This is a genomic window from Actinosynnema pretiosum, from assembly GCF_024171695.1.
Taxonomy (GTDB): domain Bacteria; phylum Actinomycetota; class Actinomycetes; order Mycobacteriales; family Pseudonocardiaceae; genus Actinosynnema; species Actinosynnema pretiosum.
Genome location: NZ_JAMTCF010000004.1, coordinates 377,281 through 394,877, shown reverse-complemented (window position 1 = coordinate 394,877; position 17,597 = coordinate 377,281). Strand labels below are relative to the sequence as shown.

Sequence of the window (17,597 nt, the reverse complement as noted above, 5' to 3'; positions counted from 1 at the left end):
AAAGGAGGCGACCGGCTACCGTTCGACGCAGGCGGGCTGGGCCGGGTTCAGCAGTTCAGCCATCAGCTCGACCGGCAGGGCGGGGTTCGCAGCGGCGCGGCTGAGGGCTTTCCAGGGGGCGTCCTCGGCAAGCAGGACGCGGAACGCGGACGTGGGCAGGTTCGGGTGGCTCGCCGCTTCCTCCGCACCTCGCTCGTCGGTCAGGCAGCGCAGCAGGGTACCCGGTCCGGCGTTGGGGTGGGTCGCGATCGCGCGGTACGCCTTCCTCGGCGTTTCCGGGTCGTTGGCCATGCGGTCGAGCAGATCGGGTGGGCAGTTCGGGTTCTGGGCGAGGCGGTGGTGCAGGCGAGGGCCGTGGCGGTCGGCCAAGGCGCGCAGGCGTTGCGCGGGCAGCGCGGGGTTCGCGATCACGGCCTTGACCACGACCACGTCCTCGTCCTCCGCGAACTCCTCCAGCAGGTCGGTGGGCAGGTCCTCGCGCGCGGCGACCAGCACCCGCAACCGCCGCACCGGCGAGGCCGCCATAGCGCGCAGCTCGTCGTGGGTGGCCGTGACGATCCTGAGCAGCGGGTCGTGACCGGTGCGGGTGGTCCCGACCAGCGCCACCAGCACGTCTAACGGCACCACCGGGTTACGCAGAACCGCTTGGCGCACCTCGGAATCCGGGTCGTCCGCCAGGGCGCGCAGGAGTTCCTGCGGCACGAGCGGGTTCCGCGCGGCGGCCCAGCGGGCTGCGGGCAGCCCGTCGGAGAGCAGCGCGACGACCGCCCCGCGCGGCAGGTTGGGGTGCTCGACGAGGTCCCAGCGCACCCAGGACTCCGGGTGGCCGCACAGCGCCAGCAGCACGTCCGGCGGCGTGCTCCCGTTGCGCGACAAGGCTTTGCGCAGATCGGGCGACGGGTGCGCGAGCAGCTCGGCCGCCAGCTCGGCGGTGAGCGGCTGGAAGAGGGCAGCCTCCTGCGCGACCTCGGCGACCGGATCGCGCACCAAGGCCGTGACGACGTCGACCGGCAGCCCCTCCCCGTGCTCTGCCAACCAGGCGCGCACCCGGACATCGGGATGCGCGGCAAGGCGACGGACGAGTTCCGGATCGGCACCGGGACGCGCGGCGACCACGCAGGCCACCCGGTCGTCCCCGAGCGGGACGTCACCGGGCACGACCGCACCGGACTCCAGCAGCGCGGCCACGATCGACTCGTCCCCGCAGGCGAGCAGCGCGCGGGCCTGTGCGGGCGAGAGATCACCCCGCCGGGCCAACTCGCGCCTCAGCTCGGGACCGGCGATGGCGATGAAGCGGTCCAGCAGCTCGGCGGGCAATGCCGGGTTCTCGGCCACCCCGGACAACCGCACGTCGTACTGCGGCAACCGAACTTCCGCGCACGCCAACCCCGGACAACCTGAAGCGGAGGACGGCCGCAACATCGACTGTCCCCGAAGAACCCCAGGTCAATGATGGGGGATGGGGAGCGACGAACGCCAGGACATTTCAAGGGGCAATTCGCGGACGAGGGGTGATGCTTGGCTGGCTGCCTCTGCCAAGCTGGTGTGGAGGACGGGTAGAGGCACGAACGGCGGGAGTGAACGAAAAACGCCGGAGTGCTTGGGAACGCCGCAGGTCAAGTAGTGTCTTCCCCGCGTGGGCGGGGGTGGTCCCGGGGCGGGCACCGGCTCCGGTCGCAGGCGCCAGTCTTCCCCGCGTGGGCGGGGGTGGTCCCGCCACCGTGGTGGTGGCATCGGGCGGGAAAGCGTCTTCCCCGCGTGGGCGGGGGTGGTCCGGCGGTGTCCGTGGACACCAGCTCGGCCACCGGGTCTTCCCCGCGTGGGCGGAGGTGGTCCTCGGGCGGCGGCACCGAAGTGTTTGCCTGGTCCGTCTTCCCCGCGTGGGCGGGGGTGGTCCCAGCGCGGCCGTCTTGAGCGCGGACAGGCCTTGTCTTCCCCGCGCCCCCCATAAAAACCGCCCCCCGACACCATTGTCGGGGGGCGGCGGTCAGTGGAGGGGCGGCGTTGCCCTCCTGCTGTTGTCGCGGCGCACTTCGTCGTGCGCCGCAGCTCTGGGGCCGGGTCAGACCACGGCCAGGGGCAGCTGGTTCGGGATCACCGGGGACGGGAGGTCGGACGAGCCGGTCAGGTGGCGGTCGACCGCGTTCGCGACCGAGCGGCCCTCCGCGATCGCCCACACGACCAGGGACGCGCCTCGGTGGGCGTCGCCGCAGACGAACACGCCGGGCGCGGTCGTCTGCCAGTCCGAACCGCACGAGATCGTGCTGCGGGCGCTCAGGGAGATGCCCAGGCCGTCCAGCAGCGGCATCTGCTCGACGCCCTCGAAGCCGATCGCCAGCAGCACCAGGTCCGCGGGCAGCTCCTCGACCTCCTCGGACATCGGCACCACCACGCGCTTGCCCGTGGAGTCCCGCTGCACCTTCACCTTGCGCAGCTTCACCCCCGTGACGCGCCCGTCCTCGCCGGTGAACTCCTCCACGGCCACGGCGAACCGCCGCTCGCCGCCCTCCTCGTGCGCCGCGTAGGTGCGCAGGATCCACGGCCACACCGGCCACGGGGACCGCGCGTCGTCGCGCTGCGACGGGGGCTGCGGGTACTGGTCCAGCTGCGTCACCGACAGCGCGCCCTGCCGCACGGCCGTGCCGTAGCAGTCCGCGCCGGTGTCGCCGCCGCCGATGACCACCACGTGCTTGCCCGCCGCGCTGATCGCCGGGGCCCCGTCGCCCTCGCACGCGCGGTTGGCGGGCACCAGGTGCTCCATCGCCAGGTGGACGCCGTCCAGCGAGCGGCCGGGCGTGGTCGTGTCGTCGCGACCGCGCAGCGCGCCCACCGCGAGCACCACGGCGTCGAACGACTCGCGCAGCTGCTCCACGGTCAGGTCCACGCCGACCTCGCAGCCGGTCACGAACTTCGTGCCCTCCTTGCGCAGCTGCGCGAGGCGCCGGTCGAGGACCTTCTTCTCCATCTTGAACTCGGGGATGCCGTACCGCAGCAGCCCGCCGAGCCGGTCGTCCCGCTCGTACACGGTGACCTCGTGCCCGGCGCGGGTGAGCTGCTGGGCTGCGGCCAGCCCGGCCGGTCCGGAGCCGACGATGGCGACCTTCTTGCCCGACGACACCTGGGACTGGCTGGCCTTGACCGAGCCGTTGTCCCACGCCGTGTCGGCGATGGCCTGCTCGACCCGCTTGATCGCCACCGCTCCCCCGGCGTCGGGGGTGATGGCGAGCACGCACGCCGCCTCGCACGGCGCCGGGCACAGCCTGCCGGTGAACTCCGGGAAGTTGTTGGTCGCGTGCAACCGGTGCGACGCGGACTCCCAGTCGCCCCGGCGGACCAGGTCGTTCCACTCGGGGATCAGGTTGCCGAGCGGGCAGCCCGCGCTGCCGGAGTGGCAGAACGGGACGCCGCAGTCCATGCACCGGGTGGCCTGGACGCGGACCTGCGCTTCCCGGACCTCCGGCCCCTGGTCGAGGTACACCTCGTCCCAGTCGGCGGCGCGCTCGGTCGCGGGCCGCTTCTTCGCCTCGGCGCGGGTGTGCTTGAGAAAGCCCTGGGGATCAGCCACGGGAGGCCTCCATGATCGCCTGGTCGACGTCCCGGCCCTCCGCGCGAGCGAGCCTCATCGCTTCGAGCACGCGCTGGTAGTCCCTGGGCATGACCTTCGTGAACACCGCGGACCGCCGGGGCCAGTCGCCGAGCAGCGACGCGGCCACGGCCGATCCGGTGAGCTGGTGGTGCCGCTCGACGACCTCCCGCAGCCAGCGCAGGTCGTCGCCGCTGGGCCGCTGGAGCTCGACCATCTCCTTGTTGACGGCCTTGGGGTCGAGGTCGAGCACGAACGCGATGCCGCCGGACATGCCCGCGGCCAGGTTGCGCCCGGTCGGTCCGAGCACGACGGCGCGACCGCCGGTCATGTACTCGAACGCGTGGTCGCCCACGCCCTCGGACACGGCCAGCGCGCCGGAGTTGCGCACGCAGAACCGCTCGCCGACCCGTCCCCGCAGGAACAGCTCGCCCGCCGTGGCGCCGTAGCCGATGACGTTGCCCGCGATGACCTGCCGCTCGGCCGCGAACGGCGCGTCGGGGTGCGGTCGCACCACGATCCGGCCGCCGGACAGGCCCTTGCCGACGTAGTCGTTGGCGTCGCCGATCATCTCCAGCGTGACGCCGCGCGGCAGGAACGCGCCGAGCGACTGGCCCGCCGAGCCGGTGAACTGCACGTGGATGGTGTCGTCGGGCAGCCCGTCGCCGCCGAAGCGGCGGGTGACCTCGGCGCCCAGCAGGGTGCCGACGGTGCGGTTGACGTTGCGCAGCGGCAGTTCCAGGCGCACCGGGTGCGCGTCCTCCAGCGCCGCCTCGGCGAGCTGGATGAGCGTGCGGTCGAGCGCCTGCTCCAGGCCGTGGTCCTGGTCGCGGACCCGGCGCTTGGCCGTGCGGTACGGGGTCTCGGGCACCGCGAACACCGGGGTCAGGTCGAGCCCGTCGGCCTTCCAGTGCTCGATGGCCTCGTCGGTGCGCAGCAGCTCCGCGTGGCCGACGGCCTCGTCGATGGTGCGGAAGCCGAGCGCGGCCAGGTGCTCCCTGACCTCCTGGGCGACGAACTCGAAGAAGTTCACCACGTGGTCGGCCTGCCCGGTGTACCGCTTGCGCAGCTCCGGGTTCTGGGTGGCCACGCCGACCGGACAGGTGTCCAGGTGGCACACGCGCATCATGACGCAGCCCGCGACGATCAGCGGCGCGGTGGCGAAGCCGAACTCCTCGGCGCCGAGCAGCGCGGCGACGATCACGTCGCGGCCGGTGCGCATGGCCCCGTCGACCTGCACGGTGATGCGGTCGCGCAGGCCGTTGAGCAGCAGCGTCTGCTGGGTCTCGGCGAGGCCGATCTCCCACGGCGTGCCCGCGTGCTTGAGCGAGTTCATCGGGGACGCGCCGGTGCCGCCGTCGTGGCCGGAGACCAGCACGACGTCCGCGTGCGCCTTCGCCACGCCCGCCGCGACCGTGCCGACGCCGAGCGCGGAGACCAGCTTCACGTGGACGCGGGCCTGCTCGTTGGCGTTCTTGAGGTCGTGGATGAGCTGGGCGAGGTCCTCGATCGAGTAGATGTCGTGGTGCGGCGGCGGGGAGATCAGGCCGACGCCGGGCGTGGAGTGCCGGGTGCGGGCGATCCACGGGTACACCTTGTAGCCGGGCAGCTGGCCGCCCTCGCCGGGCTTCGCGCCCTGCGCCATCTTGATCTGGATGTCGCTGGCGTTGACCAGGTACTCGCTGGTGACGCCGAACCGGCCGCTGGCGACCTGCTTGACGGCGGAGCGGCGCTCCGGGTCGTGCAGGCGCTCGGGGTCCTCGCCGCCCTCGCCGCTGTTGGACCGGCCGCCGAGCCGGTTCATCGCGATCGCGAGGGTCTCGTGGGCCTCGGCGGAGATGGAGCCGTAGGACATGGCGCCGGTGTTGAACCGCTTGACGATGGCGCTGACCGGCTCGACCTCGTCGATCGGGATCGGCGTGCGGCCCTCGGTGCGGAAGGAGAACAGGCCGCGCAGGGTGCCGCCCTGGCGGGCGAGCTGCTCGACCTCCTCGGTGTACCGGCGGTACACGTCGGCCTTGCGGGTCTTGGCGGCGTGCTGGAGCAGGAACACCGTCTCGGGCGTGAACAGGTGCAGCTCGCCCTCGCGGCGGTACGAGTACTCGCCGCCGACCTCCAGGCGCCGGTGCACGCGGTCGGTCGGGTTGTCCGGGTGGGCGCGGCGGTGCCGCAGCGCGACCTCCTTGGCGAGCACGTCCAGGCCCGCGCCGCCGAGCTTGGAGACGGTGCCGGTGAAGTACTCGTCGAGCAGGTCGGTGGACAGGCCGACGGCCTCGAAGACCTGGGCGGCGGTGTACGCGCCGACCGTGGAGATGCCCATCTTGGACATGATCTTCAAGGTGCCCTTGACCAGGGCCTTGACGTAGTTGCGGATGGCCTTGCGGGGCTCGATGCCGCTGATCGCGCCCTGCCGGACCAGGTCCTCGATGGTCTCGAAGGCCAGGTACGGGTTCACGGCGGCGGCGCCGTAGCCGAGCAGCGCGGCGATGTGGTGCACCTCGCGGGCGTCGCCGGTCTCGACGACGAGCGCGACGCGCAGCCGCTCCTTGGTGCGAACCAGGTGGTGGTGCACGGCGGAGACCAGCAGCAGCGACGGGATGGGCGCGAGCCGGTGGTCGGAGTCGCGGTCGGACAGCACCAGGGTGCGGGCGCCCGCGGCGATGGCCTCGGACGCCTCGCGGCGCACCCGCTCGATGGCCTCGCGCAGCGCCTCGCCGCCGCCGTCCACGTCGTACAGGCCGCTCAGGACGGTGCAGGCGAAGCCGGGCAGGTCACCGTCGTCGTTGACGTGGATCAGCTTGGCCAGCTCGTCGTTGTCGATGACGGGGTAGGCCAGCTTGATGTGCCTGCACGAGACCGGGCTCGGGTCGAGCAGGTTCTGCTCGGGGCCCATGACGCGGGAGACGGAGGTGACGATCTCCTCGCGGATGGCGTCCAGCGGCGGGTTGGTGACCTGCGCGAAGTTCTGGACGAAGTAGTCGTAGAGCAGCCGGGGGCGCTGGGAGAGCGCGGCCACCGGGGTGTCGGTGCCCATCGAGGCGAGCGGCTCCATGCCGCCCACGGACATGGGCGCGAGCAGGATGCGCAGCTCCTCCTCGGTGTAGCCGAAGGTGAGCTGGCGGCGCAGCACGGACTCGTGGCTCTGCACGACGTGCTCGCGGTCGGGCAGCTCCTCCAGGCTGAGCAGGCCCGCGTGCAGCCACTCCTCGTAGGGGCGCTCGGCGGCGAGGGCGGACTTGAACTCCTCGTCCTCGACGATGCGGCCCTGCTCGGTGTCCACCAGGAACATCCGGCCGGGCTGCAGGCGGCCCTTGGCGACGACCTGGTCGGCGGGCACGTCGAGCACGCCGGTCTCGCTGGCCAGCACGACGCGGCCGTCGGCGGTCTGCCACCAGCGGGCCGGGCGCAGGCCGTTGCGGTCCAGGACCGCGCCGACGAGCGTGCCGTCGGTGAAGGTGACGCAGGCGGGGCCGTCCCACGGTTCCATCAGGCTGGCGTGGAACTCGTAGAACGCGCGGCGGCCCGCAGGCATGGAGGCGTGGTTCTCCCAGGCCTCGGGGATCATCATCAGCACCGCGTGCGGGAGGCTGCGACCGCCGAGGTGGAGCAGTTCGAGGACCTCGTCGAAGGAGGCCGAGTCCGAGCCGTCCGGGTGGCAGATCGGGAACAGCCTGCTCAGGTCGCCGGTCACCAGGTCGGAGGCGAGCAGGGCCTCGCGGGCGCGCATCCGGTTGCGGTTGCCGCGCACGGTGTTGATCTCGCCGTTGTGCGCGACGTACCGGAAGGGGTGCGCCAGCGGCCACGACGGGAAGGTGTTGGTGGAGAACCGGCTGTGCACGAGGGCGATGGCGCTGGCCAGCCGCTCGTCGCGCAGGTCGGGGAAGAACGCGGGGAGCTGGGTGGTGGTCAGCATCCCCTTGTAGACGATGGTGCGCGCGGACAGCGACGGGAAGTAGGCGCCGACCTGCGCGGTCGCGGTCTCGTGCTCGACCCGCTTGCGCAGGGCGAACGCGAGCCGGTCGAGGGCGATGCCGCTCTCGCCGTTGTCACCCTTGACGAACAGCATCGCGAAGTGCGGCATGACCGAGCGGGCGGTGGGGCCGATGTCGGCGCGCTCCGGGTCGACCGGGACCTCGCGCCAGCCGAGGACCTCGAGGCCCTCCTCCTCCGCGATCCGCTCGGCGAGCGCGACGGCCTTGGCGCGGTCACCGGGTTCGGCGGGGAGGAAGGCGGTGCCCGCGGCGTAGGAACCGCGCTCGGGCAGGTCGAAGTCCACGCTCTCGCGCAGGAACTCGTCGGGCAGCTGGAGCAGGATCCCGGCGCCGTCGCCGCTGGTCGGCTCCGCTCCGGCTGCGCCCCGGTGCTCCAGGTTGGCCAGCGCGGTCAACGCGTCGACTACGATCGCGTGCGAACGCCTGCCGAACGTGTCGGCGACCATCGCGACACCACAGGCGTCACGCTCCGCGTTCGGGTCGTAGAGACCCTGCGCGGAGGGGATGGCGGAGAAGATCACTGCGTAGACCTCCCTCGTCGTCGTTCGAGAGAACGAGTCCTCGTGCTCAGTCCTGGGAATCTCGGCTTCTGGGCACGGGACGACGATGGCCCGCGTGTTGACGCGACTTTAACAGCCGTGAAACCAAGTCACACCATCCAATGGGTGATCCCGGCTGTTGGCAAGTAACGATTGGGAGGCGGGGGGCGATAGAGCCCCTGACGCTGTTACGCCGTGTTAAGCATAACTCCGCGGACGTGCGGGCGCGTTCCCGTTGAGACGCGGGGAACAGCGACAACGCTCATCCGGCGGACGGATCGATTCCCGCTCTTTCGTCACTCTGCGTCGACTTCTTTCGGCCGGAGCGCCCAGCGGCACCCCTGTTGGTGACGTCCTCAGCGACCTTTTCGCTCAGCGAGGACGTTCGTTCGACCGCCTTCGGCGACCGTCCCGAGTGGAGCGGGACCGCCTCCGACCGGCGGATCGGGTTGCGGGAGACGCGCGGGCGGGTACGCCGGAACGGATCTCCCGTTGTGCGGGTCGGGTGGTTTTTCCACCCGCCCAGCGGAATCGCGGGACATTCTGCGTTCAGGTTCAAGATCCCGTCAAGGGGCGGCCCCGCGTCGGGCCCGGTTCGTGGCGCTGAGTGATCTTCGCCGACCTCTCGACTTGGCTGGGTTCCCGGTTCTCCCCCGGCGCAAACACGGCGTGGCGGGACCTGGGGCGACGCGCGGACGTGACCCGGCCGCAACGGGGGCGGAACGGGTGGTTCCTGGGGCCTCGCGCGGGCCGGTCCGACCGTGGCGGGCAGGTTACGGGTCGGAGAACCCACCCCATCGGGTGTCCTCTTCGGACGCTGCCCGGCGAGGCGGGGCGCCGCCCGTCCCCGGAGTGGCCCGAGGGCCCCGCCCCCGCGCGGTGCGGAGACGAGGCCCTCGGCGTCCGGGAGGGGGCCGACCCCGGTGTCGGCCTCCCCGTTCGGGGACTAGCGGGCGCCCGCGACCACCGGCTGCTTGCTGGTCTCGTCGTCGTCGCCGTGCTGCTGGTCCATCAGCTTGTCGACGTCGACCGAGTCCGGGTCGTCCAGGACGCGCTTGAGCTGCTCGCCGTCGAGCTGCTTCTGCCACTTGGCGATGACCAGGGTGCCGATGCCGTTGCCGACGACGTTGGTCAGCGCGCGGGCCTCGGACATGAAGCGGTCGATGCCGACGATCAGGGCGATGCCGACGGCCGGGATGGCGCTGTTGGCCTCGAACGCCTGGAGCGAGGCGGCCAGGGTGACCAGGCCGGCGCCGGTGACGCCCGCCGCGCCCTTGGAGGCCAGCAGCATGAACAGCAGCAGGCCGATCTGGGTGCCGATGCTGACGTCGTGTCCGGTCGCCTGGGCGATGAAGATCGCGCCCATGGTCAGGTAGATGCAGGTGCCGTCGAGGTTGAACGAGTAGCCGGTCGGGATGGTCAGGCCGACGACGGACTTGTCCGCGCCCGCCGCCTCCAGCTTGACCAGCATCCGGGGCAGCACCGACTCGCTGGAGGACGTGCCGAGCACGATCAGCAGCTCGTCCTTGATGTAGCGCAGGAACTTCACGATGTTGACACCCGCGTACATGCCCACGCCGCCGAGGACGACGAACACGAACAGGATGCAGGTGACGTAGAACGAGCCCATCAGCCAGGCGAGCTTGCCGAGGATCGTGCCGCCGAACTTGCCGATCGTGTAGGCGATGCCGCCGAACGCGCCGATCGGGGCCGCGTACATGACGATCTTGATGACGCCGAACATGACCTTGGCGGTGGTGTCCAGGGCGGTGACGACGCGCTCGCCGCGCTTGCCCATGCCCGCCACGGCGACCGCGACCAGGATCGCGATGACCAGGACCTGGATCAGCTGGCCGTCGGTGAACGCGCCGACGAACGACTTGGGGACCAGGCTCAGGATGAAGCCGGTGACGCCGGTCTCGGCGGTGGCGGCGTCGGCCAGGGTCTTCTCGGCGGCCGAGTCGTTGATCGGGATGGCCGGGCCGTGGTGGCCGGGCTGCACGACGTTGACCACGACCATGCCGATGGCGAGCGCCACCGTGGTCATCGCGGTGAAGTACAGGATGGTGCGCAGCGCCAGGCCGCCCGCCTTGGCCAGGTTGCCCAGGCCCGCGATGCCGACGACGACGGTGCAGAAGATGGTCGGGGCGATGACGACCTTGACCAGCGCGACGAAGAAGTCGGCGAGCCACTTCATGCCGGACGCCTGGGCCGGGAAGGCGTACCCGACCACCACGCCCAGCACGATCGACACCAGCACCCAGAAGTACAGGTGCTTGTAGATCGGCTTGCGCTCACGGGTTTCCGCGGTGACCACGTTGTCCTCCTCAAGGGGCCCGGCGGGTGTTGTCCGGTGATCCTGAGCACAGTGGGAACTCACGGCAAGTCGCTCGACTGAAACTTCAGATCCCTCTGACGTAACACTCTGTTCACGCGGACGAGTGAACGCGGCGTGGGGGACGGTGGCAGCGGGTGACGAACCTGGCTTGACCGGGGGCGGAGCGCGGCGGGCAAGCGTTTGGCGGGGGCGCGGGGTGGAGGGGCGGTCACGGTGGGCGACTCCCGGTGCGGACGGGTGGTCCGGGGCGGGGAGGCGGGGGGTGTTGGGGTGGGGCGGGCGTGCGTCACAGGCCGTTCGGATGGACGGGCGTGGGTGGGGTGGCGGGTGGAGGCGGGGCTCGGGGGCGTGGGCGGTGGCACGCGGGAGGTCGGGGATGGCAGGCTGCCGCGGCGGGATGGGTTGGTCGAAACCGGTCGATCGGGATCGGGCGCTGGGATCGGTTGGTCAGGACCGGTTGGTCGGGACCGGGCGGCTGGGACCGGGCGGCTGGGGCTGGACGGCTAGGGCTGGACGGCTGGGATCGGTTGGTCGGGACCGGGCGGTCTGGACTGGGCATTCCGGGACGGTCGGTCGGGATCGGTCGGTCGGGATCGGTCGGTCCGGGGCGGTCGGTCCGGGGCGGTCGGTCCGGGGCGGTCGGTCTGAGGCAGTTGGTTTGGGGCAGTCGGTCGTGATCGGTTGGTGGGAAGGGAGTCGGGGTGGAGTCGTTCGCCGGGAAGCGGTCCGGTCGCGTCGCTGCTGGTCACCGCACTGCCCGCCACCTCGCCACCGGTGGTGGTGAACTCGCTGGTCCAGGCCTCGGGGCGGGGATCTCCCGGCGCGCGCTGCTGCTGTCGGCACTGCCCGCGCTGACCTCGGTGGCCTGCGGTCCGGCTGATCCGGTGGGCCCCGAGTCGCTGGTGCTGGCGACCGGGCCGGACGGGGCCGTGTTCCGGGAGATCGGGGCGGCGCTGGCGGCGGCGCTCGCCGAGAACCTGCCCGAGACCAGGGTGACCGCGCGCCAGACCGGTGCGTCCGTGGAGAACGTCCGGCTGCTCAAGGAGGGCGCCGTCCACCTGGGACTGTCCTCGCTGGACGCGATCGTGGACGCGCTGCTCAGCGACTCCGACCCGGCGGGCATCAGCGCGGTGGGCCGGTTGTACGACAGCTTCCTGCACGTGGTGGTGCCGAACGGCTCGCCGGTGCGCGAGCTCGCCGACCTCGCCGGACTGCGGGTGTCGCTGGGCCCGGTCGAGTCGGGCAGCGAGTTCACCGGGACCAGGCTGCTCGACCTGCTGGGCATCCGCGCGCAAGGCCTGCGGATGGCGCACGACGAGGCGTCCCGGCGGCTGGCGGCGGGCGCGATCGACGCGGCGGTGCTGCTCACCGGCATCCCCACCCCGGCGGTCAGCACCCTGCTGGGCGGCCACCCGCCCCGCCTGCTGGACCTGCCCGACGAGGCCGAGGCGCTGGCCCGCGCCTACCCCGGCCCGTACGTCCCCGCGACCATCCCGGCCACCACCTACGGACCGCTCGGCCCGTGCCGGACCCTGGCCGTGCCGAACCTCCTGCTGGCCCGCACCGCGCTGGCCGAGGACACCGTCGAGGTCGTCACCCGGACAGTGTTCACCGAGTCCGAGCGGATCGTCGCGGGCCACCCGGAAGCGAGCCGGATCAACGTGCGGACGGGCATCGCGACGGGCCAGGTGCCGCTGCACCGGGGCGCGGCGCGCTGGTTCCGCGAGGTGAAGCGCTGACGGGCGGCGACGGACCGTTCGCGGGACGCGCGAAGGGCGCTGACACCGGGCTCTTGGCGACTGGCTGACACGGTGGGGTGAACCAGAGCCGAGCGCCGCCCGGAGGGCCGGTTTTTGTCGGACCCCGGTGCGATCGTGGTGACGCGGGGAAACGACTGCGGGGTCGGGGTTGCCGTCGGAGCGTGCCACGGGTGTTCGGGGCGCGGTGATGTGTGGTGAGCGCTGCGCGCTGACCAGCCTGGTCAGGCAACAGGCCGGCGACGGGCCGATGGCTGGACGATTGGCTCGCGGCTGGCTGGTGGCTGGGCGCCTGCTGGTGCCCAGGCGACGTGGCCCGTGGTCGGGTGACGTGGCTCGTGGCCGGTGGCTGGGCGATTGGTTGGTGGCCGGGCGACGTGCAGGTGTCCGGGTGCCAGGCATCGGGGCGTCGGGATGGCGGGCGTCGGGGTCGCGGGCGGAGTGGCGGGACAGGCTGAGTCGTGGGCCGGGCGTCTTCGAGGCGTGGGCACACTGCCGGCACGGGGCGACTCGGGACGTCAGGGATGGTGGCGGTCCGGTGGCGGGCGGCTTGCGGTGGACGGTGCGCTGTCGGACAGCGGTGGCGCGGAATCCGGCGATGAGCGGTCCGGCGATGAGCGCTGCGTTGACGAGCCGCTAACCACGAGCGGTCCGGCGATGGAGGCTGCGCGCTGACGGGTGGTCCTGGCACGGGCGGTCCGGCGATGGAGGCTGCGCTGATGAGCTATCCGGCTGCGGGTGCCCGGTGAGGACGGTTCTGGGGTCAGTGCTGCGCTGATGAACCATCCAGTTGCGGGGCGTCCGGCAAGGGCGGTCCGGGGATCAGTGCTGCGCTGGAAGTGATCGGTGCGGTGGGAGTGCTGGATGGGAGGTCGGGGCTGTTCTGGTGTGGTGGATCGGCTGGTGGGAGGTGTGGGTGTGGTCAGGTTTGCCCATGTTCGGGGCCGCCGAACGCGAGTGACACTGGTCGACGGGGTTGGTCAGGCGGGACTGCGCGGAGTGGTGCGGCCTGGGGGTGCGGCTCGGGGTGGGGTGGTTCGGGGAAGGAGCGGGAGTGGGGTTGGGGGGTGTTGGGGCGTCAGGGGGTTGGGCGGGTTTTCAGGCGGACTGTCGCGGTCAGGCCGTTCGGGTGGGTTTCCGCCAGGGTCAGGGCGCCGCCCGCCGAGGTGATCAGCTCGGCGCAGATCGCCAGGCCGAGGCCGGTTCCCGCGATGTTCTGGTGGCGGGGCGAGCGCCAGAAGCGGCTGAGGGCGTTCGTCCGCTCCTGGTCGTCCAGGCCCGTGCCGTTGTCGGTCACGTGCAGCTCCACGTCCTCGCCCGCCGTCCCGGCCCAGATCCTGATCTCGGTGGCGCCGGACAGCCGGATCGCGTTGCCCACCAGCTCGTCCAGCACGCTGCCGAGGCCGCCCGGTGGTTCGAGCACGCGCAGGCCGGGGGGCACGTCCACGCGCAGCGCCATCCCGCCCGCCAGCGCCCGCCAGCCGGGCACGTGCGCCGCGAGCAGCGGGTCGACCTCCACCGGTTCCGCCGACGACGCGCTGTCCAGGCGGGTCGCGGCGAGCAGGGTGTCCAGGACCCGGCCCATCTCCTCCGCCTCGTCCACGGCGATCCGCTGCGCCTCGCGGCCCGCTTCGTCGCTGACGTGGTGCTCCAGGTTGTCCACCGCCAGGCGCAGGCTGGCCAGCGGGTTGCGCAGCTGGTGGGAGGCGTCCGAGACGAACGCCCGCTGGCGGCGAAGCGCACGGCCCACCACGTCGACCATGGTATTGAACGACGCCGCCAACCTGCGCAGCTCCGGCGGACCGCCCACCTCGTCCACGCGCGCGTCCAGCTCGCCGCCCGCGACCGCCGCGGTGGCCTCGTCGAGGCTGCGCACCGGGCGCAGCACCCACCGCGACATCGGCCACGCCACCGCGACCGCGCCCAGCAGCGGCAGCAGGCCGAGCAGGGCCAGCAGGCCCCACTGGCGGGCCACCTCGGCGCGCAGCCGACCGGTCGGCGAGATCGTCACGACCGCCGCCACCACCTCGCTGTCCCGCCCCACCGGCTCCACCACGACCAGGTCCCGCTGCTCCCACGGCCACACCGACGGGTCGCCCTCGCCCCGGTACCCGCTGAACGCGGCGTGCAGGCCCGCGCGCACCGCCGGGTCGCTGCGGTCGAACGGGGTCCTGGACTCGACCAGCGAGGTGCCGTCCGTGCCGATCAGGGCCGCCGGGATGCCGTAGAGCTGGTCGTAGCGCACCAGCTCCTCGCGCAGCGCGGTCAACCGGTTGGAGGCGAGCGCGTTCTCCGCGAGCGAGGCGAACCGGCTCGCGTCGCCCAGCCGGTCGAGGTAGGTGGCCTGGCTCTCGCGCTGCACGACGGAGAACGCGAGCGGCACGCCGAGCGCGCCGACCAGGCCCACGAGCAGCGGCACGATCAGCGCCAGCAGCCTCCGGAACACGCCGACCTCCGCTGTGGAAAGCGTTCGCGGGTCCGGTACCGGTGCAACCCCGTGCGCAGGACCCGCGTTCTTGGAGCTCGGGCGCCGGGAGCGGCGCCCGACGAGAGGGGAGAGCCATGCTACGCAAGACGACGGCCGCGCTCGCCGTCCTGGTCGGACTGGCGCTCGCGCCCGCCGGGACCGCGAACGCCACCGGGAACGCCACCGGGAACGGCGGTGGCGTCGGAGCCGTGGGCAGCGCCGGGAGCGCGAACTCCGCAGACGCCGCAGGCGCCGCCGAGAGCTGTTCGGTGGGCTGGGGGTCGCAGGACAAGCTGTCCGGTGACACCTCGCCGGGTGTGCTGGTGGACCTGCGGGCCGGGCAGCAGGAGTGCTTCGACCGGCTCGTGTTCGACATCCCCGGTGGTGGCGCCGGTGAGGGGCACCTGGTCGGGTACCGGGACGAGATCCACGCGGACGGCAGCGGCGAGGTGATCCCGCTGCGCGGGGGCGCGAAGCTGCTGGTCGTGGCGCACTCGCCCGCGTACGACGACAGCGGCGCGCCGACCTACGCCTTCGCGGACCGGAACGAGCTGGTGGACGTCACCGGGTACCGGACGTTCCGGCAGGTCGCCTGGGGCAACTCGTTCGAGGGGTACTCGACCGTGGGGCTGGGGGTGCGCGCCCGGCTGCCGTTCCGCGTGTTCACCCTGCCGGGGCGGCTCGTGGTGGACGTCGCGCACTCGTGGTGACGTCGTGCTGAGCGGTCCGCGCGGCCGGTGATGCGGCGGGACCCCGGTGGAGCGCCCCACCGGGGTCCTGCGGCATCACGGGACCGGTCGCGTCACGAGGGCTGCCGGGACATGCAAGCCTGCCGGGTCGCGCAGGCTCGCCGGGGCACGGAGCCCTGCCGGGTCACGGAGTGCTGCCGCGTCGCGGAGCCCTGCCGCGTCACGGGGGTTGCCAGGTCACGAGGGCCTCCCAGACCACGGAGCTGCCGGGTCACGCAGGCCTGCCGGGTCACGAGCCCCGCCGCGTCACGGGGTGACGACGATGCGGTAGCCGACGCCGCGCACGGTCTCGATGCGGACCTCCGCGCCGAGCTTGCCGCGCAGCGCGGCGATGTGGGTGTCCAGGGTGCGCGACGGCGCCTCCCAGTGCGCCTTCCACACCTGGTCGACGATCAGGTCCCGGCTCACCACCGCGCCCGCCCTGCCGACCAGCAGGGCGAGCAGGTCGAACTCCTTGCGGGTCAGCGACAGCGGGCGGCCCGCCACGGCGGCCTCGCGGGTGGCCGGGTCCAGGGTGAGCGGGCCCAGTTCCAGCGCCTCGGAGCGGCCCGAACCGGCGCGCGCGTCGCGGGTGCGGCGCAGCACCGCCTCGATCCTGGCCAGCAGCTCCGCCGTGCCGAACGGCTTGACGACGTAGTCGTCGGCGCCCGCCCGCAGGCCCAGCACCCGCTCCCGCTCCTCGCCGCGCGCGGTCACCGCGATGACCGCGGTGCCCCGCCGGTCGCGCAGCTCGCGGAGCACGTCGAGGCCGTCGCCGTCCGGCAGGCCGAGGTCGAGCAGCACGACGTCGACCGGGGCGGCGGCGAGCGCCGCTGCGGCCGACGCCGCCCGGTGGACCTCGTAACCCGCGTGCCGCAGTGCGGTGAGCAGACCACGCGCCACCCGGTCGTCATCTTCGACGACGAGGATGCGCACGCCGGTCTACTCGCCCGGCTGCTTCTGCTTGGCCGGGTCCTCGGTGACCGGGGTGGCCGGGGCGACCGGGGTGGTGGAGCCCGCAGCGCCCGTCGAGGCCTCGGCGTCCGGCGCGGGTCGGTCACCGGCCTCTCCCGAGTCCTCCTTGGCGGACGGCGCGGCGGTCGCCGACACCTTCTCGCCCTCGGCGTCCTCAGCGGAACCCTCCGGCAGCTCGGACTCCGGGGCCGGTTCGACGTTCGTCTCCCGCTCGCCGCGCTTGGCCGCGAGCACGAAGTAGAGCACCGCGCCGAGGAACACCACGACCGACGTGATCACGTTGATCCGCAGGCCGAGGACCATGGTGGCCTCGTCGGTGCGCATCATCTCGATCCAGAACCGGCCCGCCGTGTACCCGGCGACGTACAGCGCGAACACCCGGCCGTGGCCGAGGCGCAGCTTCCGGTCGGCGACCACGATCAGCGCGGCCACGCCCAGGTTCCACAGCAGCTCGTACAGGAACGTCGGGTGCACGGTCATCAGCGGCGTGGCGGTGTCGACCGCGATGCCGTTGAGGTCGTCCTTCATGCCGGTGACCGGGTCGACCCGCTCGTAGATCTCCAGGCCCCACGGCACGGTGGTCTCCGCGCCGTACAGCTCCTGGTTGAAGTAGTTGCCGATGCGGCCGATGGCCTGCCCGACCACGATGCCGGGCGCGAGGCTGTCGGCCATCGCGGGCAGCCCGATGCCCCTGCGGCGGCAGGCGATCCAGGCTCCGACGCCGCCGAGCGCGATCGCGCCCCAGATGCCGAGGCCGCCGTTCCAGATCTTCAGCGCGTCGAGCGGGTCCTTGCCCTCGCCGAAGTACTTGTGGTAATCGGTGGCGACGTGGTAGAGCCTGCCGCCGACCAGGCCGAACGGCACCGCGAACACCGCGACGTCGGTGACCGTGCCCTTCTGCCCGCCTCGGGCCACCCAGCGCCGCTCGCCCCACGAGATCGCGACGATGATGCCGATGATGATGAAGAGCGCGTACGCCCTCAGGGGGAGGGGACCGAGATGCCACACGCCCTGGGCAGGACTGGGGATGCTCGCCAGGTAAGTCGTCACCACGCGCACCACCGTAGTCGCTGGGACCACGCCCCCGAACCGGGCGACCCGATCGTTACCGGGGGACGTCCCGCTTTCGGGGCCGTCCGAACCCGCTCCGCGCAGCCCACCACCGCAGCAGAACGGGGGCTCCACACGAACGTGTGAAACCCCCGCTGCGCACCACGT

At 72.5% G+C, this 17,597-nt stretch carries 9 protein-coding genes and 1 CRISPR repeat array; of the genes, 2 read left to right on the top strand and 7 right to left on the bottom strand.

Annotation, left to right across the window (positions count from 1 at the left end; translation table 11 throughout):
• Nucleotides 1-15: 15 nt before the first annotated feature.
• The 4 genes from LV78_RS10910 to dctA all read right to left on the bottom strand — a co-directional run bounded on the left by LV78_RS10910 (nt 16) and on the right by dctA (nt 10,431).
• Entirely contained in the window at nt 16-1,365 is a 1,350-nt protein-coding gene (locus LV78_RS10910; protein WP_253844735.1) for a variant leucine-rich repeat-containing protein, read from the bottom strand.
• A 260-nt stretch (nt 1,366-1,625) separates the two neighbouring features.
• Nucleotides 1,626-1,897: a CRISPR direct-repeat array (repeat unit 28 nt; unit sequence GTCTTCCCCGCGTGGGCGGGGGTGGTCC).
• 165 nt (nt 1,898-2,062) lie between these two features.
• A complete protein-coding gene (locus LV78_RS10905) occupies nt 2,063-3,565 on the bottom strand; it encodes a glutamate synthase subunit beta (protein ID WP_253844733.1) in 1,503 nt (500 codons plus the stop codon).
• Entirely contained in the window at nt 3,558-8,096 is a 4,539-nt protein-coding gene (gltB, locus tag LV78_RS10900) for a glutamate synthase large subunit (RefSeq protein ID WP_253844732.1), read from the bottom strand. Before gltB ends, LV78_RS10905 begins: the two co-directional genes overlap by 8 nt.
• 964 nt (nt 8,097-9,060) lie before the next feature.
• Nucleotides 9,061-10,431: a C4-dicarboxylate transporter DctA gene (dctA, locus tag LV78_RS10895; protein WP_253844730.1), complete on the bottom strand. Its 1,371-nt coding sequence runs from the start codon at nt 10,429-10,431 to the stop codon at nt 9,061-9,063.
• Nucleotides 10,432-11,153: 722 nt separating this feature from the next.
• Between dctA and LV78_RS10890 the strand changes: the two genes are divergently transcribed.
• The gene (locus LV78_RS10890; RefSeq protein ID WP_253844729.1) at nt 11,154-12,191 is read left to right on the top strand and encodes a TAXI family TRAP transporter solute-binding subunit; all 1,038 of its coding nucleotides are present in this window, start codon (nt 11,154-11,156) and stop codon (nt 12,189-12,191) included.
• Between the two features lie 1,096 nt (nt 12,192-13,287).
• Here the strand turns inward: LV78_RS10890 and LV78_RS10885 are convergent.
• On the bottom strand, nt 13,288-14,655 hold the full coding sequence (locus LV78_RS10885; protein WP_253844727.1) for a sensor histidine kinase: 1,368 nt from the start codon (nt 14,653-14,655) through the stop codon (nt 13,288-13,290).
• A gap of 116 nt (nt 14,656-14,771) precedes the next feature.
• On the opposite strand from LV78_RS10885, the gene LV78_RS10880 reads away from it, so the two are divergent.
• Nucleotides 14,772-15,386 carry an AMIN-like domain-containing (lipo)protein gene (locus LV78_RS10880; protein WP_253844726.1) on the top strand — a complete coding sequence of 205 codons (615 nt, stop codon included), beginning with the start codon at nt 14,772-14,774 and terminating at the stop codon, nt 15,384-15,386.
• A gap of 285 nt (nt 15,387-15,671) precedes the next feature.
• Here LV78_RS10880 and LV78_RS10875 read toward each other — a convergent pair whose 3' ends face one another.
• Nucleotides 15,672-16,340, bottom strand: coding sequence for a response regulator transcription factor (locus LV78_RS10875; RefSeq protein WP_253844724.1), 669 nt, complete (start codon nt 16,338-16,340; stop codon nt 15,672-15,674).
• A gap of 6 nt (nt 16,341-16,346) precedes the next feature.
• Nucleotides 16,347-17,429, bottom strand: coding sequence for a prolipoprotein diacylglyceryl transferase (gene lgt, locus LV78_RS10870; RefSeq protein WP_253844951.1), 1,083 nt, complete (start codon nt 17,427-17,429; stop codon nt 16,347-16,349).
• Between the last annotated feature and the right edge of the window lie 168 nt (nt 17,430-17,597).